The sequence below is a fragment of the Mesorhizobium subarcticum genome (assembly GCF_055456085.1).
In genome coordinates this window covers 6,499,016-6,524,420 of the sequence record NZ_CM144237.1, presented here as the reverse complement: position 1 = coordinate 6,524,420, position 25,405 = coordinate 6,499,016, and the positions used below count along the sequence as shown (strand labels likewise).

Sequence of the window (25,405 nt, the reverse complement as noted above, 5' to 3'; positions counted from 1 at the left end):
GCGTGCGCGTCACCGCGTTGGCGCGCGCCATTCGAAGCGGCCGTTGCCGTCTTCATCGGTGTAGAGAGGCGTCGCCCGGCCGATGATCGTGTCGGTCGAGACGGGGCCGAAGTAGCGGCCGTCGAGGCTGTCGCGGACCTGCCAGTTCATCAGCAAGATGTCGCCAACTCCCAGCAGCCGGCAGCCTTGCCAACTCGGCAAGGGGCGGCCCGATCGGTCGCGCTCGAGCGCCTCGGCCATGTCCACGCCGTCGACCGAAACCATGCGGCCTGTGCGACAGACGCGCTGCCCGGCAACGCCGGCGACGCGCTTCATCAGCGGCACACCGCGCGGCAGGTAACCGCGATCGGACAGGAAGGTCGCGAGCGGTTCGGGCGCATCGACGGCGACAAGGTCGGTGACCTCGGGCAGATCATCGGAATCGATGGCGTAGAGCCCGATCGGCACACTCGCAGAGGCATTCCAGATGAGCTTGAGCGGCAGTGGCAGGACGGCTGCCATGACGATGCCCATCGTCGCGAAATACGTCGCCATGACGTAGCCGAAGCGGCTCATGGCTCGGCCCTCCGGCGCAGCAGGAAGGCGCGATGCTGCTCGGCGCTGAAGGCGCGCGGCTCTTCGCCAGCGGTCAGGCGGTTGTGGACGTGGCGCCAGTGATCAGACGATACATCTGCCGGATCGACACCGATCGACTCGATCGCGTCGACCGCCTGCAGCACCCGCTCGACCTTGGGCCAGCCTTCGATCTTCAGCAGGATGTCGCCACCGGGCCGCACGAAGGGCAACGTCTGGAACGGCTCGCCGGTCCCGACAGCGCGCAAGATGTCGATGCGCGAGATGATAGTGCCGAACTCGTTCGACGCCCAGCGGACGAAGGCGAAAGTGCTGTTTGGCGCAAAGCCTATGACACGGCGGCGGCGATCGAGGATTTGCTCGTGGATGTCGCGGCCGAACCGGATCCAGTTCTCTTGTCTCTTCTCGATCCAGGTCAGCTCGACCAGTGTTGTGGACGGTGGCGGGCTGGTCGGCGCAGCGCTGCTGCGCACGCGAGGGGCCGCGATGCCGGTCATGACGGGTCTCCCTCGATGGTGGGGAATTCACGTGCGAGCAGCTCGCGCAGCATCTCAGTGACGGTGATGCCGCGCTGGAAGGCGGCGATCTTGATGCGTCCGCGCAGATCCGATGTGACGTCGATGGTCAGTCGGGCGCTGTAACCGCCATCGGACGCGGCGCGTGTGGAGGACACGTCGGAGGCCTTGATCCAGCTTTCGGGGTCGGCGGGACGCGCGGCGAAACTGCGCTTCGAGGATCGCTCGCTCATGGCGCGATCCTCCCGACCTCGGCGCAGAGCGCGGCGATTTCACGGGCGGCGGGGCTGTCCTCATCCACTTCGGAAACGAGGCGGCCAGATTGCGCGGCGTCCGCGAAGGCAACGCGCTGGCCAACGGTGGCGGCGAGCACCGGTGGGTCGTGATCGGCAAGGGTCTCCGCCGTCTCGCGGGCGATGACGGTGCGCGCAGCACAGCGGTTCAGCACGAAGCGGGCGATGAGTTCCGGACGATAGATGCGGGCCTCGCCGAGCAGCGATAGCATCTCGGCCGAGGCCCAGCCGTCGAACGGCGACGGCTGCACCGGGATCAGCACCAGGTCGGCGGCGAGCAGCGCCGAGCGCATCAGCCCGGCGACACGCGGCGGACCGTCGATGACGATGTGATCGGCGTCGCGCGCCAGCTCCGGGGCCTCGCGATGCAGCGTGTCGCGCGCCAGACCGACGACGCCGAAGAGCCTCGGAAGCGCTTCGCGAGCGCGCTGCTGCGACCAGTCCAGCGCGGAGCCTTGTGGATCCGCGTCGATCAGCGTGACGCGCTTCCCCTTGGCGGCCCATTCGCCGGCGAGATGCAGGGCCAGCGTCGTCTTGCCGACGCCGCCCTTTTGATTGAGGAGCGCGACGATCATTCCGACTCTCCCGATGCTTGATCGAGAGGGAGTCGCGGCGTGCTAGAAGTATCGGTGCGCGTGATTTTCGATAGCGTCCCGGAAGTCATTTCGGGATGGCCTGCGATGTTTTCCACATCGCGCGCGTGTCTTCTAAGGTTAGATTCTGGGTTAGACTTTAAGTTAAGGGCGCGATTCCGGCTTTGTTTTTCGTGGCTTATGCCCTGTTTGGGTTCCCGATAGCACGTGCCAGCGGTTCCCGATGGCACGATAGTTCGGGTTCCCGATAGCACGAGGCTATCCACAGCTTGTCCACAGGGCACCGACGGTTCGAAGGCCAGCAGCACGCGGCCGCCGAGTTCGACCTCGATGAACAGCGTATAGCCGGGCAGCGGCTGGCGGCGGATGATGTCGCGCAGTTCGAAGGCGAAGCGTTTGAAAGGGGAGAGGCTTCCGGATTTCTGGTAGAGATGGCGGAAATCGAAGCGCCAACCGTTGCGCTGCTTGCCGCCGTGTTTGCGCACCAGACGGTAGAGCCAGCGGTCGAGGCCGCCGGTGAGATCGAAATACGCCCGGTCGATCGTAAGTACGAGCGCGTCATCAAGGACGGCGCGATAGAACCAGTCGGGGACAATCAGCTCGATTCCGGCCGTCCTGCCCTGGCGGTCGGTGCGCTCCTGCCATTCGTTGATCCAGGAAAAGCGATGCCGGCGACCTTCCGCCGGCTGGCGGATCGAGGTGGCGACGGTGGTCGATTGAAGCCGGTCGAGGGCGGCCTTCAGCCGCTGGTAGTCACGCAGCCCGACGCCGCGGCCGATGAAGTTCAAAATCTCATAGGGCGTCGCCGCCATCAGGCGCGAGGTGCGTAAGCCGGCGTCGCGTGCCTCGACGATCTGGCTTGCCGCCCAAATCAGGATGTCGGCATCCCAGATCGTGGCCATGCCATGATCGGGTACAGCCTCGACGCGGATCGACACGTCGCCGGCGACGAAGTCGATCGGCGCGGTGCGATGGGATTTGGAGAGGGAGAAGAACGGATAGGCCATGAGATCCTGCGCGTCGCGCGGCGCGAAGTCGCCGGGAAGTGCGTGGAACAGATCGAGTTGTCCGCGCTCCGAGAGTGGGCGATATCGCGTCGTCATTGAGAGGGAGCCCGAGCGGTCAGCGCGCGTAGCGGCCGGTGTGTGCGAGCGGCGCGGGATCATGACGCTTGGCTGGAAGCAGCGTGCCGCGCGGATCGGAGGTCGAGGTGACGGCGCCGCGTTCGGTCCAGGCCTGCAGGTCATCGACGGCGTAGACGACGCGGCCGCCGAGCTTGCGATAGGACGGGCCGGTCCCGTAGGTGCGATGCTTCTCCAGCGTGCGGGCGGACAGGCCCAGGAAGTGCGCTGCTTCCTGGGTGCGTAGAAAACGCGGCGGCAATGCACTGAGATTGGGTGTCATGATCGGGCCTCCGTGGTGTCCGTGGGGGCCGCTGGCGTTCAGCGGCTGACGAAGGCCACGATGGCGAAGGGAAACCGGCGAGTTGCAGCGGGATTTTGGGGGGTACTAAATCCCCACACCATGAGCCGCGTGCGATCCGGCTAGGATCGGCGGCGATGACGAAGCAGTTTGCGATAGCCGCCCGCGATCATCGCGCGTGCACCGCCGAGGAGGCCTGCGACGACGTGGCGGGCGGAAGCGGCTTGCCATTCGTCACGGGTGAGTTTGCCGATGCGCAGTATAACCTCGGCGATCTCCTGCTGGGTCGCTCCGGCCCGAAATCCATCGATTGCTTGCAGCATGCGCCGCGCGCGGGCCAGTTGCTGACGCGTGAGGCGCGTGTCGGGTGGAACGGCGCGCCCGTGAAGGGAGGCAAGCAGCCGAGCAACGGCTTCCATGCGATCGAATCCCTCCATGCCGAGTGGGATCACCGCTACGAGTGGCTGCGCGGCCGATCCGTCGCGGGGAAGCGCCAGGTGCAGGCGTTGCCCGTTGCTCAGGTCGTGCAGGATGTGAAGGTCGTGTTCGGTGGGGTGATCCAGCGGTCGGCCGGGCTGCAGGAAAGGCGTGCTATCGGCAGCGATGGAGGCCGGCGCCGGCGTCAGTATCACCGATCCGGTATTCTCTTCCGGAAGCCAGAATACTTGCGCCTCGGCGGAGTTCAGAGCAGGGGCGACAAGGAAATCGCAACCCCCATTGGCTGCCGGCGCGCGCGATCAGCGATGGTGACTCTCTCGGCGCACCGCTGAGTTCGGCATAGTCGCGTTGATAGTCCTCGTTTCGTCGCAGCCATTCCCAGCCAATGTCTGGAGCGGTGAGCTGGTCGACGTAATCGTAACTTGATGACGATCGCCACCGGGATGTGTCGGGCGACATCGAAATCCTCCTAGCTCGCATTATTGGTGCGTTTTGAGCTGGATACGATTCCCAGTTAAGCGACGGTAAGGAAGTCCCTGAGCCGGCAACGGGTGTTGCCGCAGCGGCATCACCGCCTTAGTGGCGGTAGCCTTCACGCACGAGCTCGCGATAGCCGTGGGTTGTCATCCAGCGGGCGCGGGCGAGATGGGTGTCGTGGACGCGCCGCGCCCGGTCAGGGTCGCATTCTGGATCGAGACCGAAGAGAATATGGACAGCTTCGCGCCAGTCGGCACCGTCCGTGGCGGCGTCGAGCAGCCGCAGATAGAGCTTCATGTGCTCACGATCATATGTCGTGAGCACCGCGCTCTCTGGCGGCTCATCTAAAAAGTCTGTCTTGGTCACAACCGTCCCCTGGAATCATTCTTATCCATTCCGGAGGGATTTGTTAACCGTTCTTCGGTTGCACCGCAGCGCAACCCGCGCCGCCAGTGACAACGCCAGGGCGAGCCAATGGTCAAAGGGGCTCTATCGCTTGTTGGTTTTTCCACGGATCACCATCACTCCTTCGCCCTGGTCGGTGGTCAGGAGGAGGATACCGTGGCTTTCAAGCGCCCGCCGGACCTGGTCGCGCGTGGTCTCATACACCTCGAGACCGCTTAAGGATTCGAGGCGTTTCAGCGCGGTCAGTGATACCTGGGCCTTGTCAGCGAGCGTCTCCTGGTTCCATCCGAGCAACGCGCGTGCGGCCCGTGATTGTTGGGCGGTGATCATGCATTGATCACCTCCCACCGACACGAACGCACACGCCAGAACTACGACTATAATAGTCGTTCTAGCCGCCTGACGCTACCTGATACTGCCTTCTGAAATCCGAACCCACGCCTTTTGTCGGAAACTGATTCGGTTGCCCCGAGGCATTTGGCCCCGCCCGGACTACCCGGGCGGGGCGTCGCGCTGGCCTTACTCGCCGTTGCGGCGGCCGTTCGGACGGGACCAGATGAGGCTGAAGCCTTCGCCTTCCTCGTCGTCGAAGAGGTTGGCGTAGATCGGGGCGTTGAAGCTGGGATCGTCGAGCTTCAGGCCCAGATAGGCGCGCCCCTCGTTGGAGGTCTTGGACCAGGCGGCGCCGATCTCGGCGCGGCCAACAAAGACGCGGTGGCTGGGGGCGTTCTCGCCGGTGGCGCGGGCTTCGGGGACGATGCGGACGTTCTTGGTCTGCAGGCTGAGGGTGACGATTTCGCCGGTGAACTCGTTCGAGCCGGTCTTCTTGAAGGTGCCGATGGTCGCCATTGTAAGTCTCCGTTTTTCCGTTCCCGAGCCCGCACCATTGCGGCCTCGATGGCGATCGGTTGGCCGGAGGCGATCGACGGCGCACCCCGCAGGGGCCTGACAGCTAAGGAGGGCTTTCTTGTCTCGCGAGGAATGGCGGCGCAGCCGGCAGGGGAAGAAAGTTTGACGCCGCTGTTGCGTCATAGGCGATCGAGGCGTTAGCCGGCGTTCGGCCAGATCAGGCCATTGGAGAGGCCGTTTTGGAGCGGTTGAGGCACGGTCAGATAACGGAGAAGATGGCGGCCCTCCCGCACCGGCAAACCGGCGTCGCGGCGTGCTCACCGGCTTCGTTTCCCTTCCGGCGGAGCATTGGCGCTGCATCCTGCCCCTCCACCGCCAACTGGGAGATCGCCGCGCCGGATCTCCGTTGTGCCGCCGAGACATGGTCCTGCCACGTCAGCCGCTCCAATGAGGGCCGCTTTCCGGGCCCCAGCGTCTATCTGCAGCACACGCTTCAATCCCAACAGCCTGAGACGACGTGTGCGGTCGTCGACCGCCGCTGATCTGGCCCTCCCAACGGCGATGACGACGGTAAGGCTCGCGCGAGATCCCGGCCGGACGGGCCTGGGGCCGCCGCCATTCCTGCGACCCGCGCAAAGGCGGTGATGCTCACCGCAATTGCACCGATAACGGAGAAGGTGATCTGCCATCCGTCGGACGGCATGAGGTGCTTCACGATGCCATGGGTGGCATGGTATCTGGCGATCGCCGCCGGCAAAACGAAGGCCCCGGCCACGATCAGCTTCAGCCACATTGGCCGAACGAAGGTGATCAACAGGTGGCCGGCCGCCAGCGTGATGGCGGCGGCGACGGCGCCGACCAGGACGGCGCCGGGGATGCCGGCGCCTGTGGCGTGCGCCCAGACACCCACGGTCACGCCGACGAAAGCCGGCAGCGCGAAGACGGCCAGCGTGAACAGCAGCCAGCAAAGCAGGCCGATGGCTGCGAGGGATGCGAGTATTGCAAGGATGATCATGGTGGTGGCCTCCGTGAGAAAAAATCTGACGGTTCGCGCTTCCACCACCACCGCGGCGCGATCGAACTATAGCGGAAAATCGACTTCGCCGGGAGCGGAAATCGCGGGCGACTTCCGCGCGGCGGCGCCGGTTCGCCCCGGTTATGGGGCGAAGGGATCGATCTCATGGACGATCGCGGCCATGTCACCGTCGTATTCGCTGGCGGGCGTCACCGAGAGGGTGCCGTCGCCGGCCTGGAAGATGATGATGGCGGCCATCAGGGTGGTGGCGAGGCTGAAGGCGAAGGCGTGCGCGTCGTTGAGGGACATCGATCCGGCTCCTGTTTGAGCGGAGGACCATCCCCCGCTGACAAGCGCCCGAAGTGTCGGACTGAACGCTGCAATCACCGCGCAGGCGCAGCCGAAGCGGCGGCATGCTCGCATAGCCGACCCTTTACGGGTTGATGGCGTCAGGCGATCAGTCTGACCAAGGATCAGCGCAGATAAGCGGGGGTGGTTTTCGCGTCAGGAGCCGCGGTGATACCGGGAAAACGTCAGTCGAGTTCAATCGTCTTGCCACGGTCCTTTTCGAGCCGGTTCAAGTATTTGTTCAGGCTGATCGTGACGAAGTGCTCGGTGTGGGCGACAGCTTCCAGGAAATCGGCGATCTCGTTGACGGGGACCGCCATCGTCCACAGGTGCCAGATGACAAGACGTTCGGGCTCCTCCTTCACTGCGAGGGTGAGGCGAACGATGTCCGACGCGTCGGTGTGTGCGGCGATCGAGTTACGCAGGCCGATGAGACGTTCGTGGACCTGCTTTCCATCGTCTGATGCCTCATAGACCTTCTTCGCATCGAGTATCGGAATTCCCGATCCCGACGATGCATAGCAGCGGAAGTAGGCCATGATCCCGGCGACGAAGAACGCCTGTTGGCGCAGCGAGTTTTCCATTTCGCCGAGTTCGACCGGGTGGTCACGCACCCACTCGAAGTTGGTGCGCGCGTTGACGAGGTGCATCAGCATATGCGTCCACGACGAAAGACGCTCAAATCCGGGGGATCGAGCGTGAAGCCCTCGGCGACGACAGGTGCCATATGGGTTTTGTTGTCGTCGTCCGTGATTGTGCTCATCGCATCCCCGCTGTCCGTTCAGTGACTTAAGTAGAAACGTTGCGCGCTGCGATCCAGCGTTTCAGTCGTCTTGCCGGCAGGCGGCGCTCACGCGCCGCCGAACTTCCATACCGGAATGCCGAGCTTCTTGGCCTTGTCGGCGAGGTTGTCATTGATGCCGGTGCCGGGGAAGTGCATCACGCCCTTCGGCAGGATTTCCAGCATCTCGTCATTGCGCTTGAAGGGCGCTGCGCGGCCGTGCTTCGTCCAGTCGGGAGCGAAGCCGATTTGCGGCACGTTGCGGTTCGTGGCCCAGAGCGAGGCGATCTTCTCGGCGCCTTTCGGCGATTTGCCGTGCAACACCATGTCCGGGTGCTTTTCGTGTACCTGATCGAGCTTCGCCCAGATCAGCCGGTGATCGTTGAAGTCGAGACCGCCGGTCACGAGGATCTTCGGACCAGGCGGAAGAAGGATCGTCTGCTCAGCGCGCCGTTTCGCTGCCAGGAAGTCGCGGCTGTCGATCATCGCCGAGGTGAGATTGCGGTGGTTGACCCTTGACCCGCTGCGCGGAAGCCAGGTTTTGCCGACGTGGCGTTCGTAATGTTCGGCCGCCCGGTCGCGCATCAGTTCGAAGGCGTTCTGACGTTCGATCAGAGTTTGGCCTTCGGCGATGTGGCGCTCGAGTTCGACGGCCTTTACCTCGCTGCCGTCCTGTTCACGTTGCCCGCGGCGTTGCGCCTGCTCGTTGTCGTCGAGTTCGCGCGCGATCCGGTCGGTGGCGCGGTGAAAGACGTTGACCGTCGACCAGAGGAGATCGTCGAGGTCGGGTTCGAGGCGAGTGTCCTCCAGCGTTCCGATCAGGGCGTCGAAGATGTCGGCGATGGCGCCTGCAACCGCATTGCCGTCCGGGAGGAGTCGCTGGTCGGGTTCATCCTCGAAGGGACGGTAGCCGTGGAGCTGAAGCTCGGTGAGGACATGGTCGGTCGGTGATGAGGCGTGATGCGGTTCGAAGTCGTCGTGCTCGCTCATGGGATGCTCCGTCGGATGGACCGCGACCGTCGCGGCCTTCATGGCGACGAAAGCCGGCGGGCGGGCCGGCCCTGCACCCGGAGCAAGGCGCAGGGCCGGAGCGTCAGCGGAGGATGGCGGAGGCCGGCGATTTTGTCTCGCGATGGAAAGGCGCGGCACGCGCCGCCGGAAAATCGTCAGCCGCAGCCATTGTTGGGCAGGCCCGTTTGCTGGCCGATCGCCCTCTCGAAGGCCGAGGCGCGGTCCCCCTCCGACGGTTGGTGCATCTGCGAGCACGACGACGCACCGCCATTGTCGGTCTCCCGTGCCGGGCTATCCCGCCAGCGCCATGAACCTTGCGACATCCTGGGGTGCAATCTGCATCCGCGACTGCTGCCGGAGATGCTCGATGCCGAGGGTGCGGAGATCCTCGTTGAAGTCGCTGAGCGCCGGCGAGATGACAATCGCCTCGATCCCGACGGCGTTGGCCCGTTCGATCAAGCTGTCACGCGCACCGTCACCGGCCGGATCATTGTCGCGCACGATGTAGAGCCGTCGCAGCGTATCGGGGAACAGGATGGCGGCGAGATGTGCTGCCGAGAGCGCCGCCAGCATCGGCATGTCGGGAAGCACCTGTCGGAGCGACAGGACGGTCTCGATGCCTTCGCCGGCCGCCATGACCTCGCCGCCGATGCCGAAGCGCACCGCGTTGCCGAGCAGGTCGCCCATGGCTCGCCTCGGCGTGTCGATCGGCGCCTTGTCGCGCGATCGGGGATCGAGCCAGGTTCGGTGCGCGCCCGTGATCTTGCTGTCGAGATCGGTGACGGCGGCGATCATCGCCGGCCATGTCTCGGTAGGCGAATGCTCGTCGGGCCGATAATAGCAGCGCGGATGGAAGCGGAGGCTTCCGGTTCCGCGTAAATCCGTAATGCCGCGTTCCCGTAAATACGCTTGCACGATTGTGCCCGCTATCGGCTGCGACATCCCGATGAGACGCCGCGCCGCTTCCGGCGAGCCGCTCGGCGCGGGGCTCCGACGCTCGTGCGATCGTGGCTCCGGTTCCGGCGGCGGCATGCTGAGAAAGGTCCGTGCCTCGTCGGCCACGTCCTTGAAGTCGATCAGGCCGCAGCTTTCACGAATAACGTCGAGGAGATCGCCATGCTCGCCGGTGGCGGCGTCGGTCCATTTGCCTGCGACGCCCTTCGATGAATCCTTCAGCCGGACATACATCGAGCGGCCCGGCGTGTTGCGCACGTCGCCGACCAACCAGTAGCGGCCCTCGCGACGTCCGCTGGAGAGATAGTGCCGGCACACCGCCTCGGCCTGTCGGCCGAGACTGTGCGCAAGGTCGGAAGCGTCTTGCCTGGCCATCACGCAGCCTCCCGCCCGGAGATGCGCGCAACGGGGAAGGTGTCCAGTAGCTTGGCGAGGATGGCGGGCCCTGATGCATCAACGGGCACGAAGAAGCGCAGCTTCCATGAGATGATCTCGCTGAAGAGGCCATAGGCGCGCAGCCGATCACGCATCGCGTCGGTGAAGCCCGATAGTTCGATGCGGTTGGTCCCCATCACACGGGCGCGGCGCAACTGCATGCCCTCACTGACATCGAGGGTGGTCGTGCCGTCGATCAGCGCCGTGAAGGCGGCTTCTGGCGTCAGGGTCCTGGCGCCCATGGCGCCGGCGTTTGCGGCCCAGGCGGGCGAGACGCGGCGACCGATGATGCGCTCGCCGGCGTCGGTCTGGAGCCGATAGACTCGCGTTGACTCGTTGGGCAACCGCTTCCAGATCGGCAGTAGCAGACCGGCGACGATGTGGATGATGCTGTCGGAGAACTCCGGCACCTCGGCCAGCTCGGCTCCCCAGGCGGCTGCGAAGGTGGGACGGTCGACTTCCTCCCAATGGCTCTCGTCCAACATGCGCAGCGGCGCGTAGTGCTGCTCCATCGGCCGGATCAGGCAGACGCGCCGTTCGATCTCACCATCGTCGAGCATCATGGATGGCGCTGGGATCTGCACAGCGGCCCGGCCGGATCGGCCGTTGACGAGGAGCTGCGCGCGGGGATCGGCGAGATGGTCGATCGCCATGTCGAGCGTGGTAGGGCGATTGCGCTCGCGCCGCGCGATGGTTAGCAGCCGCGTCTCGGCGCCGGTGCCCGGATGCGTGTGGATCACCCGGCTGTCCGTGACGATAAAGCTCTCAGCCTGCAGCGTCTCCAATCCGAGATCATAAACGCCGCTGCGGATCGCGCCCTCGATCTTAGTGGTGAGGAGCTGCTCGAACGCCGTGAAGAGCACGCCCTGCAGATCGATGGTCAACGCCAGGAGCCGGTTCAGGAAGGTGGTGATCGGCGGCAGCTCGTCCTTGATACCGTTGTCGTCCATCAGCTTCAGGCCGGTGGCGGACTCGAAGCGGTTGAGCGAGCAGCCGTCGACCTTGCCGCGCACCAGAAGGAGATAGAGCTGGCGGAGCGCATCGCGCGCATAGTGCGATTCCAGATTGTCCTCGGGTCGGAACAGGCCCTGTCCACCGGTCTGGCGCTGGCCACGTGTGATCGCGCCGAGCGTGTCGAGCCGGCGCGCGATGGTCGAGAGGAAGCGCTTCTCGGCCTTCACGTCGGTGGCGATCGGCCGGAAGAGTGGAGGCTGCGCCTGGTTCGTTCGGTTGGTGCGGCCAATGCCCTGGATGGCGGCGTCGGCCTTCCAACCCGGTTCGAGCAGATAATGGACGCGCAGGCGCTGGTTCCGCGCCGCGAGATCGGCGTGATAGCTGCGCCCGGTGCCGCCAGCGTCAGAGAAGACGAGTACGCGCCTCTGGTCGTCCATGAATGCGGCTGTTTCCGCGAGATTGGCGGAAGCAGCTCGGTTCTCGACGGCAAGGCGTTCGCCCTTGCGTACCACGCGGCGCGAGCGGCCCGTCAGCTCGGCCACTGTGTCGGTGCCGAAACGCTGGACGATCTGGTCGAGCGCGCCGGGCACGGGCGTCAGCGACGCCAGCCGTTCGATCAGCTCGTCTCGCCGTGCGGCGGCTTCGCGGCTCTCGACGGGCCGGCCGTCCCGGTAGACCGGACGCGACGACAGATTGCCCTCGCTGTCGGTGAACGGCTCGTAAAGCTGCACCGGGAAAGAATGCGCGAGGTAGTCCAGGACATACTCCCTGGGTGTGATGTCCACGCGGACGTCGTTCCATTCCTCAGTCGGGATCTCGGCGAGACGCCGTTCCATCAGCGCTTCGCCGGTCGAGACGATCTGGATCACAGCCGAATGGCCATCGGCCAGGTCCTTCTCGATCGAGCGGACCAGGGTCGGGGTTTTCATGCTGGTCAACAGATGGCCGAAGAAGCGCTGCTTCGCGGACTCGAAGGCCGAGCGTGCGGCCGACTTCGCCTGCCGGTTCAGCGTGCCGCTGTCGCCGGTGATGTTGGCGGCTTGCATCGCCGCGTCGAGATGATTGTGGATGATGGCGAAGGCGCCGGCATAGGCATCGTAGATGCGTGTCTGCTCGGGCGTGAGCTGGTGTTCGAGCAACTCATATTCGACGCCGTCATAGGACAGCGAGCGGGCGGTGTAGAGGCCGAGGGAGCGGAGATCGCGCGCCAGCACTTCCATAGCCGCGACGCCGCCATTCTCGACGGCCTCGACGAATTCGGCACGGTTGGCGAAAGGGAAATCCTCACCACCCCATAGGCCGAGCCGCTGGGCATAGGCGAGATTGTGGACGGCGGTCGCGCCGGTTGCCGAGACGTATACGACGCGTGCGTTCGGCAGGGCGTGCTGGAGGCGCAAGCCCGCACGGCCCTGCTGCGAAGGCGCGACATCGCCCCGTTCTCCCTTGCCGCCACCGGCGTTCTGCATGGCGTGGCTTTCGTCGAAAATGATCACTCCGTCGAAATCGGAGCCCAACCATTCGACGATTTGCTTGACCCGCGAAAGCTTCTCACCGCGGTCGTCGGACCGTAGCGTGGCATAGGTGGTGAAAAGGATGCCTTCCGCGAGACGGATCGCAGTGCCTTGGGGGAAGCGCGACAGGGGCGTGACCAGCAGCCGCTCCATGCCGAGTGCGGACCAGTCGCGCTGGGCGTCCTCCAGCAGCTTGTCCGACTTGGAGATCCAGACCGCCTTGCGCCGGCCCTGGAGCCAGTTGTCGAGGATGATCCCGCCCGACTGGCGGCCTTTGCCGGCGCCGGTGCCATCGCCGAGCATGAAGCCCTTGCGGAAGCGGACGGCATTTTGCGCATCGTCCGGCGCGGCCAAGACGAGGTCGCAGGTCTCGTCCACGGTCCAGGCGCCGGCGAGATAGTCGCCATGGGCCTCGCCGGCATAGATCACCGTCTCAAGCTGGGCGTCGGACAGCACGCCGTCGCTGACGATGTGGGTGGGGAGCAGCGGCCGGTAGCTCGGCTTCGGCGGCGCGACCGACGCCATCGCGGCCGATTGCACCAGCTTCGTGGGATGCGGCTGAGCGTCGGGGATGAGGATCGACTGGAGCGCATAGGTCTCGTAGATCGAATCCGACAGGCGACCGCCTTCCGGCGGCGTCCGGTCGATCGTCTCATAGTCGAGGGGCACGCCTTCGGGCTGGGCCATGCGGCGCGCAGGGGCTGCGGACGCGGCCCGGGCGAGAAAGCCGCGCACGGTGCGCGGCGCGCCAGGCGCATCGGCGATCGTCTTAGGGACCGATACCGGCAACCGGGCCGGAATCTGCTTGTCGATCCATGCGAGCAACGTCGCGACATCGGGTGCGAGGCCGGGAGAGTCCGGAAAGCGGATGGCGTCCTCGGCCGGCGCCTTGTCGATGACGGTCAGGCGCGTCTCGATGGTTGTGCCATGCTTGGCATAGACCGAGCCCGCGACGGCGGCCGTGAAAACGACCCGTCCGCGCTCCTGCAGGCGGATAAAGGCGTCGCGCCACGCACGGGCGTCGGGTGAGAAGTTTGCGCCAGTGATCGCGACCAGGCGGCCGCCATCGGCAAGGCGTGCCAGGGCCGAGGCGACATGGCGATAGGCAGCGTCGGCCATCCGTCCGGTGACGTTGGCCATCACCGAGAACGGCGGGTTCATGATGATGACGCTGGGAACGGCCGTCCGATCGAGGTGATCGTCGATCTGGGCGGCGTCGAAGCGCGTAACAGGGCTGGCCGGAAAGAGTGACGTGAGGAGATCGGCGCGCGTGTCGGCAAGCTCGTTGAGGATGAGCGCGGAACCGGCGATCTCGGCGAGGATCGCAAGCAGGCCGGTGCCGGCCGAAGGCTCCAGCACGCGGTCGGTCGAAGTCAGCGATGCCGCGGTCAGGGCGGCAAGACTGAGCGGGACCGGCGTCGAGAATTGCTGGAAAGCCTGCGCTTCCTCGGAGCGACGCGTGTGCGTCGGCAGAAGGTTGGCGACTTTGGTCAGCGCGGAAAGACGTGAAGCCGGCAAAGCGGCTTTGCGGAAAAGCGCCCTTCCGTATTTCCGCAGGAACAGGACCATCGCGACTTCGCAGGCGTCATAGGCCGTTTTCCAGTCCCAGGTGCCGGCAGCGTCGGACGCGCCGAAGGCCACCGCCATGGCGGCGCGCAGGGTGGCTGCGTCAACCGGACGGCCTTGTTCGAGATGGGGGACGAGGTGCTCGGCGGCGAGCAGGACAGCGGCCGATACTGCTTCGGGCGCGAGCCGAAGCGGGGCCGCGGGCTCGACGGCGGGGATCAGGGAGTGGAGCATGGAGGAAACCTCGGAGAGCAGGACACGGTCGAGCCCGCCCGGCGCTCTCTCTCGACCGGACGGGCTCAAACCCGTCCCGGCCGTCCTCTTGCTCTCGAACTCCCCGAGTTGGGCACCGCCTGCCGCGGGCATAAAAAAGCCCGGCTTTCGCCGGGCCTCCTTTGGGATCTGCCGCGGTCAGTGAGGCCGCTTCATTTCTTGCGCCATGGCCTCGACGACCAGCTCGAACCGCTCGGGATCGCGAACCGCGTCCTTGAGGCGGTCGGTCCATTCGGGATGAGCGTGAGTCCAGTCCATCATCATACGCGGATCGACGCCCCGATATTTGATGAGAAAGTTGCTGATCTTCGCCGGGATGAAGCTCGCGACCGATGCGGCATTGGTCGGCTTTGCGCGCGCCAAGATGATGAAGGCACGCGAGAAGCTCTGGAGATCGTCTTCGTCGGCGAGCTTCGTCATCAGGTCGAGGACCGCTCCGGAAGAATGCGTGTAGGCGGCCGAACCGTGCTCCGCGATCGCCTGGGCGATGCGGGTCTGGGTTTCTGGTGTCACTGTTTTTACCTCGTCGTGGAGGCCTTCGAGCGCTTCGGCTTTCTTTCGACGCTCATCGGCCAGGTTGCGGATATCATCGGCGTCCTTTTCGGTCGGGACCCACACTTTCACCTCCTGCCATCCAGCAGCGACGCGGATTTCGCGTTGCTTCTGGACGCGGGAGAGCGGCTTCTTGTCGGTCATGGGCGATCCTCGCAATCTAGAACATCATAGGGTGGTACGTCGTATGGTGGTACTGAGGAAGGTGGTACGGTAAGCCGGATTTGTCAAGGGCCCGATCGCGAGAAGAGTGGACGGGGCGGCCGAAACCGCCCCGCGAACGTCACTCCGCGGCGACCAAGGCGACCGGGTCCTCTTCTGCATCGGCCGCCTCCGCGTCCTCCTCGTCGGAGGAGAGGAATTGCGGCAGCTCGATTGCCGCGTCGACCTCGACCGTAGAGAGGTGAACAGCGCTCGGCTCGTCGGCGACCAAGCGCATGGGCTCCGGCAGCCAGCCGGTGTCGGCCAAAAGGCGCTCGGCCTCCTTGGCCATGTCGCCTTTCTTCAGGTGGTCAATGAGCTGGGCGGCCTGCTCGCCGGCGCCTTCGCGAACCGCTTCGAGAATGCGGATCTTGGTGACGCGGCCGAGGTAATTGCCGGAGGTTGGCCGCCAGCCGGCCTCGGCCATGTCGAGGCTCACCGCCCGCGCAAGCCTGTCGGCCTGGCCGACGCGGCGATCGAGGCTATGCTGCGACAGGCCGGCACCGCCGTACCGATCGACCTTCTCGACCAGCGCGTTGACGCCATAGCTGACGCAGTGCGCAAGCAGCGCCATCCTGCTGGCGTCGTCGAGGTCCGCGATCCAGTCCCACAGCGAGTCGTCGTCGGTCGGCACGTCGACCTTCCAAGCCTCATGGCGCTCGGCGACCGACTTGGCGGACCGGCTGTCCTTGAGGTCGTCCGGCTGGGCAGGAAAGAAAACGTGGCGGACCGACACTTCCAGGCAGCCGCCGCTCGCAGACGTTCGAAGGAAGGTGTCGGTCACGAGCTTGTGGAGTAGCGCCGTCATGGCGACGTGCGGATTGCCGGCGACTGCGTCACGGAGCGCGAGGGTTCGATAGGCGGTGAGTTCGGTCACCAGACGCTCGGGGAGCGGCTTGATGACATCGTCATCGTCTTCCTCCTGCTCAACGGGCGCACCGCCGATGGTGATGACCGCGCGTTGGACCGTGGTCTCGGCGGCTCCGGTCTCCGTGCCGGGTTCGACGGGCTCTCCTACGGGCTCCGCGGGCGCTTCGTCGTCGGGGCGGACATAACCTCGGTCGATATCGAGCGTGCCGTTGGCGTCTATGCTGACGAAGACGCGGCGCGCACGACCTCGGTCGCGTCGTAGAGGGTGGGGCGGTTGTCGAAGGTCGCAAGGGACGTCTCGATCTCGCCAAGGCGCTGGTCGACATCGTCGGGCAACTCGTCGGCCCCTTCAAACTCGGCTTCGAGCTTGTCGTATTCCGCCTTCAGGGCCTCGATCGCCACCTGTTCATCGACAGTGAGATCTGTGGGGAGGCCGACCAGCTCACGCAGGCCGTTCGCGGCGCCATAGGGAAAGCTGACGGCGACCGCGACCCACTTCCAGCCCTCGCGCGCGATCTCCTCGGCTGCGACCTTGAGCTTCTCGGTGACAAGCTGATCGAGAAGCGCGACATCCTGCAGCCAGCCGCCGTCATCGTCCTCGAACAAATCCCGCATGATCGCGCCGCCGGCGGCCTCGTAAGCATCGAGGCCGACGAACACGGCCCGCTTGTCGGAAGCGCGCGCGGTTTGCTCGGTCAGCATGCGCCGGATCTGGTATGGCTCCTTTGACCAAGCGTTCTTGATGGCGTCCCAGACCTGCTCCTGTCGGGCGTGATCGCTGGAGACCGCGAAAGCCATAAGCTGTTCAAGCGTCATGTCGTCGGCCTCGTAGACCTCCAACAGCGCCGGCGAGACAGTGAGGAGCCGGAGACGCTGCTTGACCACCTGCACCTGAACCAGGAAGGCCGAAGCGATCTCTTCCTCCGACATGCCCTTCGACAGCATCGCGGCGAATGCGCGGAACTGTTCGAGCGGTGTCAGCGGCAGCCTGTCGATATTTTCGGCGAGGGAGACCTCTTCTGCCAGGATCGGACTCTTGGCGTCGCCCACAACGCATGGGACCGGCGCGGTCTTGGCGAGGCGCTTCTGCTTCACCAGGAGTTCGAGAGCGCGGTAGCGTCGGCCCCCGGCGGGAACGTCGAACATGCCGGTCTCGGCGCCGTCGGCGTCGAGAACGGGGCGCACGTGAATACTCTGGATCAGCCCACGACGGGCGATCGAGGCCGCCATGTCCTCGATGGAGATGCCGTCTTTTCTGGTCCGGACGTTGGTTTGGGAGAGAATGAGCTTGTTGAAGGGAATGTCGCGCGAGGACGACAGGGTGATCTTCTGAACGGCAGTAGCCATCGGGATGTACTCCGCGACGGGCGGCCGGGAGACTCTCTCGACCTCCAAGCCGTCACGAAAATCCCGTCACTCCTCTCCCTCTATCGCGCGGCGACGCCTGTTCGGGCGCGCTTCGGCTCGGCGTCGGGTTCGGCCGGCTGGGTTTCCGTCTTCCCTTCGTCGGGCTTCACTTCAAGACGCAGTCCGACCGAGGACAGCACCTTCAGGATCGTGGTGAACTCGGGATTTCCCTTGGAATCGAGCGATCGGTAGAGGCTCTCGCGAGCGAGGCCGGTTTCGCGGGCGACCTGGCTCATGCCGCGGTCGCGTGCGAATTGACCGAGCGTCTCCTTGATCGCGCTCGTATCCGCGCGCGCGAGCGCATCATTGAGCGCCTTGACGACATCGTCGAGTGAGGGCCCTTCGGGAAGCGAGGTTGGGTCGGCCTCGGCCGCGATGTCCTCTGGCGCTTCAGCCGGGGGTGCTCCTTCCGCTTCAGCCGTAGGTGCCTCCTCCATCGAGGACAGAAAGGTGGGCTGACTGCTGGTTTCGACCAGCCGCCACTCGTCGGGGGTCGCGCGCTCCTTCACGTCCTTGCGCAGCTCGTCGCTGCAATGCGCGATGAAGTTTCTCCACGCATCCACGGATTTGATATTCACGACATCCTTGTCGGGAACGTTGAAGAGGACGGCGATCTTTCCGGCGAGTGCGAGGCGAAGGACGTTGAGCACGGTGCCCGGGCTCTTCCCATCCCAGATCATCAGGCCGAAGTCGGCTTCGCGTGCCATCTCGCGATCCTTGGCCGCGTAGAACTGGAAGCCTTTGGCGCTCTTGGGCGCATCGACCTGTTGGATGACCCAGGGGCCGAGATTGTTGCGTGGCGCGCTGCCCGAGCAGAACACTGTGACCTTGTCATAGTGCTTGTCGAGGAAGTGCTTCTGGACCGCTTTGTCGGCGCCGTTGGCGTCTCCGACGATGACGCGGTGGCCGCTCGCGACGACGTTGTCGAGCCGCTTCTTAACCTCGGGGGGAAGCCGGGAAACGTGTCGCGAGCCGCCTATGAAGATCGTGTTCAATGGTTGCTCCGTGTTTTGGTGATGGTGAGGGCACGGACCGATGCGGCCTTGCCTGGGCCGAGCAGCTCATCCGTGATGGCGTTCATCGTGGTTCCCGACCGAAAGAGATCGTCGAAGAGCAGGATACTGCGCCCCTGGGTCTGCGTCGCGTCGACCTGATAGAGGCCCTCGACCTGCTTCTTGCGTTCTGCCGGGTCGGTGACGTTCTTGAGCTGGGATGTCGGGCGCGTCGTCGTAATGCACGACAGCACCGGCACCGCAAGCTCAGCGCCGATGCCCGTGGCAAGGACGATGACCGGTTGGAGGGCGCGTTGGCTGGACGGGGGAACCGGGACGATGCAGTCGAACTTCTCGCGGTGGGCGGAAAGGTAATTGGCGACAGTCTCGATGATCGGTCCCGCCGCATCCTTGTCCGCGCGGTTCTTCAGACGATAAAGAAGTTCGGCGATTTCAGGCCGCACGGTGTCGAACTGCATGTGACCGGATTCATTGTATCCGATCGGGGTGCTGCTGGTCGTATGAAGATCCAGCGCAATTCCCGAGTGCCAGCAGCCCTCGATTTTGATCGGATTGATTTTGACTATAGCCATCCGCGCTCCCGAACCTCCCCCGTTGTAACCTATGGGCTACAGATGGGCAAGGTCCGGTCGCGATTCAAGCCTGTGGAAAGTCAGGCTGCTCGGGAAAACACGCCTGAGGCCTTATCCTCCGGCGGGAGGAAGCTGAGCAGGTAGTCGGCAGCCTTGCTGGCCTGGCTCGCGGCGCGCACGATGGCGCGGTTGTCCTCGCGCAGGACCTCGAGCCAGGAGCCGACATAGTCGGCATGCCTGACGGTCGGCACGATGCCGATCGAGGCGCAGCAAAAGGCTGCGTTAATCTCGGCGACCAGCTCCTCGAAGGCGTATTTCTTGGTGCCGAATGAGCCCGAGAGATCGCGCCCGACCCGCGATGTGTGTCCGGTAGCATGGCCGAGTTCGTGAAGTGCGGTGCGGTGCCAGTTGATCGGCTCGAAATAGGCCTGCGGCGGGGGGACCTGCACGAAGTCAGGGCCGGGCGCATAGAATGCGCGATTGCCGCCAATGCGGAAGTCGATCCCAGTCGCCTTGATAAGCGCATCCGCACGAGGCTCGATAAGGCCGGGCGCCGGCGACGGCGCCTGTGTCGTGAGTTCGTCAGAAAGCCCGTCGCATTGCGCCGTGTTGAAGACGGTGAAGCGCTTCAGGAACGGGATCGCCTGGGCGTCCTTGCCCGTTTCGCGGGCGCGCCGCTTCTCGTCGTCCGGCACGAAACGGTCGGCATAGACCACGGTCGTGCCGCGCTCGCCCTTGCGGACGTTGGCGCCGAGCGAGAGCGCCTGGCGGAAGGTGAGCCAGGTCTGGCCCGGATAGCCGTGCTCGATGACCGCTCCCCAAAGGATCAGAACGTTGATCCCGGAATAGGCCCTTCCGGTCGAGGCGTTTCGCGGCAGGGCGAGCGGCGCTTTGGCGGCCGCTGTGCCCCAGGGCTGAACCCATGGCAGCCGGCCGGCCTCGAGTTCGTCGATGATCTTGTTCGTGATGTCGTCGTAGAGGCTCGCCCGATCTGGGGCGGCCTGGCGCTGATGCTTGGTCATCGCGGGTCTCCGCGACGGGCGCCGGAAGCCTCTCTCCCAGCCCTCAACCCGTCACGGCAAACCCGCCCGCACTCTCACTCTGCGGGGCGTTGCGGGGCAGCCGGTCCCGCAGAAGGGGTCGACCGAGACCGCGGGGCTCGGGCGCAGGGGAAGGCTTTCCCCCGCAAAACCGTAGAACCGTAAAAGCGGAAATCCGGATTTCAGAACGCGAGCGCGTCCTGCGCATAGCGCTCTCGCAGGCGTGCGACCTTGAAGCTGCCGGACGGCAATGGCTGCAGAAGCTCATTCTCCCGCACGGTGAGGTCGAGCCAATCCATGCGCAAGGACAAGTGGCTTGTACGAAAAGCGATGAGCGTCTGATGTGCATCGCAGGCATTTGGCACGAGACAAGGATGTCGGCGAAGCCTTTACCATACTGACTATGGAGCCCGGGCCTTACATCGCGCCATATCATGATAGACAGATTGTCGTTCTCGAGCGTGAGGCTTTGACTGACTGGCTCGATCCGTCTGTTTCGGCGCGCGAGTTGATCAAGCCCTTGCGGCCAGGATCGCTCAAGGTCGAGCAGATAGGGTGACGGCGTGACGGGACGGTTCGGGGGATAGAGCTTGGGTACTGAGATTAGGCTCGACCTGGCCGACATGTGGGTCACGTACAGCAAGAACCACCGGGGAATTGATCACGGGTCCATTTTTCAGGAGGACGATCGCAAGCCGGTAAAGAGTGATCAGCTTGATTACGACTGGCACGAGAACGAGGACGAGGATCCGACGCCATCCGAGATGGCGTTCACGCGACCTCTCAAGGATGTCGTTCCGCGACTTGAACTGCTCGGCTTCAACCTGGAGCGGGTCAGGCGCGAGTATGACGCGGTCGCCGCAAATTGGCTGGAGGACAAACAGTCCCGCCAGGATGACGACGACGAGCCCGTTCCCGATCTGATGTCCTTCGCCGAATTCCTCGCGTTTGCGACGGCGCACTCGATTGAAAACCTCGACGACACCTTTCTCTCCGGCTCGGACGATGCGAGTGAGGAGAAGATGCAAGGTCGGTTCGCCGGGATGCCGCTCGCCCGGCTTCCCAACTATAGATCCTACGACAACAACGCCTATTCCGAACGAAGCTTCTTCGGCGGGCTGGTGCGTATCCTCGACCCTTATTCCATCCTGCGCCTCCTGGCGGAGGCGAAGGGGAATGAGGACGCTCCAGTCGTCTGGCAGTATGGCCCGCTCGTGGAGGGCGGCTACGCCGCGGCGCGGGAATTCGTGCCTCACGCCCGTCGCACCGAGACGTTCCTGATCGCGACCGAAGGCAGTTCCGACGTGCATATCTTGAAGCACGCGCTCGCGCTGCTGCGCCCGGGAATCGCGGACTTCTTTCGCTTCATCGACGTCAGCGAGAGCCATCCCTTTTCCGGCACTGGCAATCTGGTGAAATTCGCCGAAGGCCTCGCGAAAATCGATGTGCAGAACCAAGTTGTCTTTGTTTTCGATAACGACGCCGAGGGACTCGACGCCCATCAAAGGCTTTCGACGCTTACCCTTCCCGCCAACATGCGCCGGATCATGCTGCCCGAACTTGACGCCTTTCGCGCCTTTCCGGCCGAGGGGCCAGAGGGTTTGCACAGCTCGGACATCAATCGCCGTGCTGCAGCGATCGAATGCTACCTCGATCTTGAGGTCGGCGGTCACCCGCCAGCCAAGGTGCTGTGGACGAACTACAAGAAGGGCCTCGGCATCTATCAAGGGGCGTTGGAATTCAAGGAATCCTACGTCAAGGAATTTTTGAAACAGACCCCTGAGACACTGCGCGATGGCTCATATGACGTTCGTAAGATCGAGGCGGTCCTTGATCTGCTTATTGCCGAATGCACGGCTATGGCTGTCGATCGGTGGGATCCGGCCGAGGTCGAACTGAGAGAAATCTATTGATGACCGAAAAGAGCGCGTTCCAAGAGACCTATATGCGCGCGGCAGGAGCCGTGGCGTTCGTCGCCATCATTGATGGAAAGGGGGACGAGGGGATCGGTTCGGCGTTTCACATCGGCCAGGGAATTTTCGTCACAGCCCGGCATGTGATCGATGGGGTCACGATCAAGGAGATTGCCACCACAAAGTCGGCGCGTCTCAGTGAAGAAGCTGGCGGCAAAGTGGCCCCGCCGCGCCGACTGGAGATTGTCGACGGACCCTATTTTGGTCCTGACGGCCTCGACGTCGCGGTTTTTCGCGTCGATCTTGGCGACGCACCGCTGCCGGCGATCGCCGTCAGCCAGCACACGGACGCGTCGCTGGGAGAGAATGACCTCGTGCTGTCCGATATTCTCGTGATCGGCTATCCGCCGATCCCGTTCACAACGATTCCGAGCCAGGTCGTCACGCTTGGACAGATCAATGCCGTGGTGCGCGTGCGTCATTCTCCGGTCCTGCATTTCATCGCATCGGCTATGGCACGCGGCGGGTTCAGCGGAGGAGCGGCGCTCGATCAGTCCGGCACCGCCCTGGCGCTGGTGACCGAGAGCCTGGGTCAAGGCGATATGCCGGTGGAGACCGGCTATATGAGCCTGTTGTCGATCGAGCCGGCGGTGGATCTCGCTGCGGAAAAATTCGGGTTCAGTACTCACGGCGCCTATCCCGGCCGCTACAGCGACACGCTGTTCGCGGCGAAGTTCTCGAACCCGTCCAGCGACACACTCAGTTCGTTCATCTACGACGCAAGCCTGTACGTATATGATGACGATCGTGACCTGTTTGTTGAAATCAATTGCGCGGACGAAGCGCTGCTTGCCGAGGCAATCGCGACCTTTCATGCAATCACGCCGGTGAAGCGTGTCGATGTCGTCGACGGGTCGGTCCTTTATATCCCCGAAGAAAATCCCTCGGCGGCGCTGTTGCTCGAGGCAGGGGAATCTGTCGCCGTGCTGTTCGAGCAGTCTGGCTATCGGCGGATGGCGTCGGAACGTAGCCAATGGCAGCTCAAGAAGGCGTAGGGGGTACTAACTCCCAGTTGGGGCGATCAGAGTGGCTACTCAGGCTGACGGCAGGCAGTCAGATTTGGTGACGGCGAACCTCACACCCTCCATCGGCGAGAAGTGTTTGGAGCCGCGCGGCCCGACTCTCGGGGATCGCGATCGCAAAAAGGCGCTCCGCCCGCGAAAGGGGCTGGAATTTCCCGGAGTGTGGGTGGTGATGACGACTAAGACCGCTGGCGCGATCATCGGGGTGATCGGACGGTGCGAAAGGCGCAAACAATTCCCGATGCAGGTCGAGCGGATCAGCCACGATAGCCTGTCGCCGATGGGGATTTGCAACGATCTCGGTCAATAGCTGTCCGCAGCGCGCGGACACGGCGGCGTCATGTCTTTCGTCGAGTGCGCTTGCCATCGTGGCGGGCGCTTCGTCATTGCTCAGTTCTCCCCGGCTTGTGTCGCGCGCTTCAAATGAGGAATGGTTGGCGTGGGCCGGGCCACTCGTCGGTTTCCATCTGGAGCGCGAGATCTGCGCTGGCGATGCGCCGCAGGCTCGATGCGGCGATGAACTGCACCCCCAAAGCGAGCTTGACCACCTGCAGCCGCTTCAATCCTGCCGGCTTGTATCGGCTTTCGACATAGAGCGGCAGGGCACCAACGACGGCCTCCACGCGTCGATCATCGCGGTGTGGGCGCGCGTCCGCCATACGGCGGGCAAGCGACGACAGATTGTGGCCGTCCTTGCCCTTTCTGAAGGACTCCGGATCGACACCGTCCTGGACAAGGGCCGCCTTCATCGAAAGTTCGGCCACCATACAGATCGGCTGGATTACCGAGTCATGGCTGAACGTAGTCGGGAGGGTGTTCGCCACATCTTCGAGATTGGACCGCGCCATGCGCCAGAGCGTGGTCGCCGCTGGATTCCCTTGTTCGACTTCGTTCAAACCACTGGTGAGATCGTGGAGATCGGCGACCGCGAGAGAAACTTCACCGGCAATTGCCCGATCCTGCCTACACCAGTTCCACCATTCCTCGGCGCTAGGAACCCTGCTACCTGCCAGGGCTGGAGCGACACCTGGCCGAACACGACCGGGAAGGTGAGCTTGCGGACCTGATCGACGGACGCAGCGAAACCGATCCCAGCACCTGGCCAGCTCGTGCTGACCTCGGGCACCATGGCGGCATAGGTGTCCATGATCCGTTTGACTTCGGGGTTTCCGCCGACCCCCATGACGAAGTTGGAACCGAGAAGCTCCATTGCGGCACGGAATGGCCGCTGATGGACGTGGACGCCTTCCTCCGCGTATTTCAGATCGAGCCGGCGAAGATCGTCCAACGTCCATGCGGTCATGTGCGATTTTCCTTCCTTGCGGATTTCAGGATTCCAAGATCTTCGGAAATCCGCTTTTGAGACGGCGCGAGGGTCGAGAGCGCTCCGACTGCCGCCCACCACCAACAGAACCGCGGTCCCACGTCTTCTTCATTCGTAAGCTCCCCGAACAGCCCGATCATGAGATCACCGTCGTAGAGCGAGAACGGAATCTCGACATAGTGGTCGCGATGGCGAGGCAGCGCGCGACCATCGTTCGGGCCGCTCTTGGTGTGGCCGCGAACGTGCTCTCCACCTTCCTTGATGTAGGGCAGCACAACGAGGCGGCCGTGATTGGTGGAGAGGATCGTCCCTTCCTTCCAGATCGTCGCGCCTTCGGACTCGCGCGTCGACGATGTCTCCTTGACCTGCCAGCCGACACCACCATCCGGCTCGTACCAGAAGACGATGCCATTTGAGACGAGCACACGTTCGCCCCGCGCAAGCGCTTCGGCGAGCATTCGCTGAACGCTCGCGAGTTGGAGCAATTGATTGGCGCGGGGCAGAAGGATCTTTCGGATCTTGGCCTTTGCCTTTCCCCAATGGGTGCTGGCGCTCAGATCGAATCCATTGGCGATCTTCGCGCGTTCTGCGGTCTGCGCGGCCTTCTCGCCGGCGTGATAGGGCTTCGACCAAATGCCATCCGGGCCCAGGTACAGGAGGGCGTGGGTCCATCGGTTGTTCGAGCGACCCACCTTGGCCACCCTCAGATACGGCATTCCGGCCAGTTGCTCGGCGAGATCCTGACGGTAGCGCTCGGAATCCGGCGCGAGCTTCAGGGCGGCGGCGTCCGACCGTTCGTCATCGGCGTGACGGCGCAAGGCTTCCGCGAGCATCAGCGCTTCTTCGTCTTGAAGACGCTTTTTGGCCTGCAGGGCCTTGTCGATCTTGAGTTCGAGCGATCGCTTGACGATGGGGTCCAAGGCGCGCGCGGAAAGCGCCTGCAGCAAGGCCCGCCTTGAACAGTTGGAGGTGAACGGATGGCGAACGCTGTCCGTTAAGCTATTGAATTCACTCGCCT

26 protein-coding genes and 3 pseudogenes are annotated in these 25,405 nt (G+C 64.1%); 4 read left to right on the top strand and 25 right to left on the bottom strand.

The features are described 5' to 3' along the window. Nucleotides 1–9 precede the first annotated feature (9 nt). The 22 genes and pseudogenes from ACZYHG_RS31805 to ACZYHG_RS31700 form a co-directional block, all read right to left on the bottom strand. Nucleotides 10–555 carry a S26 family signal peptidase gene (locus ACZYHG_RS31805; RefSeq protein WP_464611967.1) on the bottom strand — a complete coding sequence of 182 codons (546 nt, stop codon included), beginning with the start codon at nt 553–555 and terminating at the stop codon, nt 10–12. Continuing rightward, nucleotides 552–1,070, bottom strand: a complete 519-nt coding sequence (locus ACZYHG_RS31800) for a DUF2840 domain-containing protein (RefSeq protein WP_464611966.1) — start codon at nt 1,068–1,070, stop codon at nt 552–554. Before ACZYHG_RS31800 ends, ACZYHG_RS31805 begins: the two co-directional genes overlap by 4 nt. Next, the gene (locus ACZYHG_RS31795) at nt 1,067–1,321 is read right to left on the bottom strand and encodes a hypothetical protein (RefSeq protein WP_464611965.1); all 255 of its coding nucleotides are present in this window, start codon (nt 1,319–1,321) and stop codon (nt 1,067–1,069) included. Before ACZYHG_RS31795 ends, ACZYHG_RS31800 begins: the two co-directional genes overlap by 4 nt. Further along, nucleotides 1,318–1,956: a ParA family partition ATPase gene (parA, locus tag ACZYHG_RS31790; RefSeq protein ID WP_464611964.1), complete on the bottom strand. Its 639-nt coding sequence runs from the start codon at nt 1,954–1,956 to the stop codon at nt 1,318–1,320. Before parA ends, ACZYHG_RS31795 begins: the two co-directional genes overlap by 4 nt. Further along, a complete protein-coding gene (locus tag ACZYHG_RS31785) occupies nt 1,953–3,077 on the bottom strand; it encodes a replication initiator protein A (RefSeq protein ID WP_464611963.1) in 1,125 nt (374 codons plus the stop codon). Before ACZYHG_RS31785 ends, parA begins: the two co-directional genes overlap by 4 nt. Before the next feature lie 19 nt (nt 3,078–3,096). Next, entirely contained in the window at nt 3,097–3,378 is a 282-nt protein-coding gene (locus ACZYHG_RS31780) for a helix-turn-helix transcriptional regulator (RefSeq protein WP_464611962.1), read from the bottom strand. 140 nt (nt 3,379–3,518) lie between these two features. Next, entirely contained in the window at nt 3,519–3,815 is a 297-nt protein-coding gene (locus ACZYHG_RS31775) for a DUF2285 domain-containing protein (RefSeq protein ID WP_244642594.1), read from the bottom strand. Between the two features lie 172 nt (nt 3,816–3,987). Continuing rightward, a complete protein-coding gene (locus tag ACZYHG_RS31770) occupies nt 3,988–4,293 on the bottom strand; it encodes a transcriptional regulator domain-containing protein (RefSeq protein WP_244642503.1) in 306 nt (101 codons plus the stop codon). Nucleotides 4,294–4,410: 117 nt separating this feature from the next. Then, nucleotides 4,411–4,677, bottom strand: a complete 267-nt coding sequence (locus tag ACZYHG_RS31765) for a DNA -binding domain-containing protein (RefSeq protein WP_188345451.1) — start codon at nt 4,675–4,677, stop codon at nt 4,411–4,413. A 123-nt stretch (nt 4,678–4,800) separates the two neighbouring features. Then, nucleotides 4,801–5,046, bottom strand: coding sequence for a helix-turn-helix domain-containing protein (locus tag ACZYHG_RS31760; protein WP_188345452.1), 246 nt, complete (start codon nt 5,044–5,046; stop codon nt 4,801–4,803). A gap of 189 nt (nt 5,047–5,235) precedes the next feature. Beyond that, nucleotides 5,236–5,565: a DUF736 domain-containing protein gene (locus tag ACZYHG_RS31755; RefSeq protein WP_464611961.1), complete on the bottom strand. Its 330-nt coding sequence runs from the start codon at nt 5,563–5,565 to the stop codon at nt 5,236–5,238. A gap of 574 nt (nt 5,566–6,139) precedes the next feature. Then, a pseudogene (locus ACZYHG_RS31750) lies at nt 6,140–6,580 on the bottom strand (hypothetical protein); the annotation flags it as partial. Between the two features lie 141 nt (nt 6,581–6,721). Beyond that, complete coding sequence (locus ACZYHG_RS31745) at nt 6,722–6,889, bottom strand: hypothetical protein (RefSeq protein WP_164714525.1); 168 nt, start codon at nt 6,887–6,889, stop codon at nt 6,722–6,724. Nucleotides 6,890–7,113: 224 nt separating this feature from the next. Continuing rightward, on the bottom strand, nt 7,114–7,584 hold the full coding sequence (locus tag ACZYHG_RS31740; protein ID WP_464611960.1) for a hypothetical protein: 471 nt from the start codon (nt 7,582–7,584) through the stop codon (nt 7,114–7,116). Between the two features lie 194 nt (nt 7,585–7,778). Continuing rightward, a complete protein-coding gene (locus tag ACZYHG_RS31735; RefSeq protein WP_464611959.1) occupies nt 7,779–8,699 on the bottom strand; it encodes a DUF2493 domain-containing protein in 921 nt (306 codons plus the stop codon). A gap of 312 nt (nt 8,700–9,011) precedes the next feature. After that, complete coding sequence (locus ACZYHG_RS31730) at nt 9,012–10,049, bottom strand: DUF7146 domain-containing protein (RefSeq protein WP_464611958.1); 1,038 nt, start codon at nt 10,047–10,049, stop codon at nt 9,012–9,014. After that, complete coding sequence (locus ACZYHG_RS31725) at nt 10,049–14,374, bottom strand: strawberry notch-like NTP hydrolase domain-containing protein (protein WP_464611957.1); 4,326 nt, start codon at nt 14,372–14,374, stop codon at nt 10,049–10,051. Before ACZYHG_RS31725 ends, ACZYHG_RS31730 begins: the two co-directional genes overlap by 1 nt. A 177-nt stretch (nt 14,375–14,551) precedes the next feature. Beyond that, nucleotides 14,552–15,109 carry a hypothetical protein gene (locus ACZYHG_RS31720; RefSeq protein WP_464611956.1) on the bottom strand — a complete coding sequence of 186 codons (558 nt, stop codon included), beginning with the start codon at nt 15,107–15,109 and terminating at the stop codon, nt 14,552–14,554. A gap of 139 nt (nt 15,110–15,248) precedes the next feature. Further along, nucleotides 15,249–17,383, bottom strand: a pseudogene (locus ACZYHG_RS31715) (ParB/RepB/Spo0J family partition protein). 80 nt (nt 17,384–17,463) lie between these two features. Further along, a complete protein-coding gene (locus ACZYHG_RS31710; protein WP_464611955.1) occupies nt 17,464–18,438 on the bottom strand; it encodes an addiction module antidote protein in 975 nt (324 codons plus the stop codon). After that, nucleotides 18,435–18,914, bottom strand: a complete 480-nt coding sequence (locus ACZYHG_RS31705; RefSeq protein ID WP_464611954.1) for a ComF family protein — start codon at nt 18,912–18,914, stop codon at nt 18,435–18,437. The genes ACZYHG_RS31710 and ACZYHG_RS31705 overlap by 4 nt, the downstream gene beginning before the upstream one ends. 194 nt (nt 18,915–19,108) lie before the next feature. Further along, nucleotides 19,109–20,050: an ArdC family protein gene (locus ACZYHG_RS31700; protein WP_464611953.1), complete on the bottom strand. Its 942-nt coding sequence runs from the start codon at nt 20,048–20,050 to the stop codon at nt 19,109–19,111. Nucleotides 20,051–20,368: 318 nt separating this feature from the next. On the opposite strand from ACZYHG_RS31700, the pseudogene ACZYHG_RS31695 reads away from it, so the two are divergent. From ACZYHG_RS31695 to ACZYHG_RS31680, 4 genes and pseudogenes are all read left to right on the top strand, one after another. After that, nucleotides 20,369–20,627 (top strand): annotated as a pseudogene (locus ACZYHG_RS31695) (SOS response-associated peptidase family protein); the annotation flags it as partial. Nucleotides 20,628–20,658: 31 nt separating this feature from the next. Next, nucleotides 20,659–21,981, top strand: coding sequence for a HEPN/Toprim-associated domain-containing protein (locus ACZYHG_RS31690; protein ID WP_464611952.1), 1,323 nt, complete (start codon nt 20,659–20,661; stop codon nt 21,979–21,981). Continuing rightward, a complete protein-coding gene (locus ACZYHG_RS31685) occupies nt 21,981–23,036 on the top strand; it encodes a S1 family peptidase (protein WP_464611951.1) in 1,056 nt (351 codons plus the stop codon). The genes ACZYHG_RS31690 and ACZYHG_RS31685 overlap by 1 nt, the downstream gene beginning before the upstream one ends. Nucleotides 23,037–23,100: 64 nt before the next feature. Then, complete coding sequence (locus ACZYHG_RS31680; RefSeq protein ID WP_464611950.1) at nt 23,101–23,373, top strand: hypothetical protein; 273 nt, start codon at nt 23,101–23,103, stop codon at nt 23,371–23,373. 109 nt (nt 23,374–23,482) lie between these two features. Here ACZYHG_RS31680 and ACZYHG_RS31675 read toward each other — a convergent pair whose 3' ends face one another. The 3 genes from ACZYHG_RS31675 to ACZYHG_RS31665 are packed head-to-tail and all read right to left on the bottom strand — an operon-like array spanning nt 23,483 to nt 25,334. Next, nucleotides 23,483–23,959, bottom strand: coding sequence for a HEPN domain-containing protein (locus ACZYHG_RS31675; RefSeq protein WP_464611949.1), 477 nt, complete (start codon nt 23,957–23,959; stop codon nt 23,483–23,485). Next, nucleotides 23,956–24,366 carry a hypothetical protein gene (locus ACZYHG_RS31670; protein WP_464611948.1) on the bottom strand — a complete coding sequence of 137 codons (411 nt, stop codon included), beginning with the start codon at nt 24,364–24,366 and terminating at the stop codon, nt 23,956–23,958. Before ACZYHG_RS31670 ends, ACZYHG_RS31675 begins: the two co-directional genes overlap by 4 nt. Further along, nucleotides 24,363–25,334: a hypothetical protein gene (locus tag ACZYHG_RS31665; RefSeq protein ID WP_464611947.1), complete on the bottom strand. Its 972-nt coding sequence runs from the start codon at nt 25,332–25,334 to the stop codon at nt 24,363–24,365. Before ACZYHG_RS31665 ends, ACZYHG_RS31670 begins: the two co-directional genes overlap by 4 nt. Between the last annotated feature and the right edge of the window lie 71 nt (nt 25,335–25,405).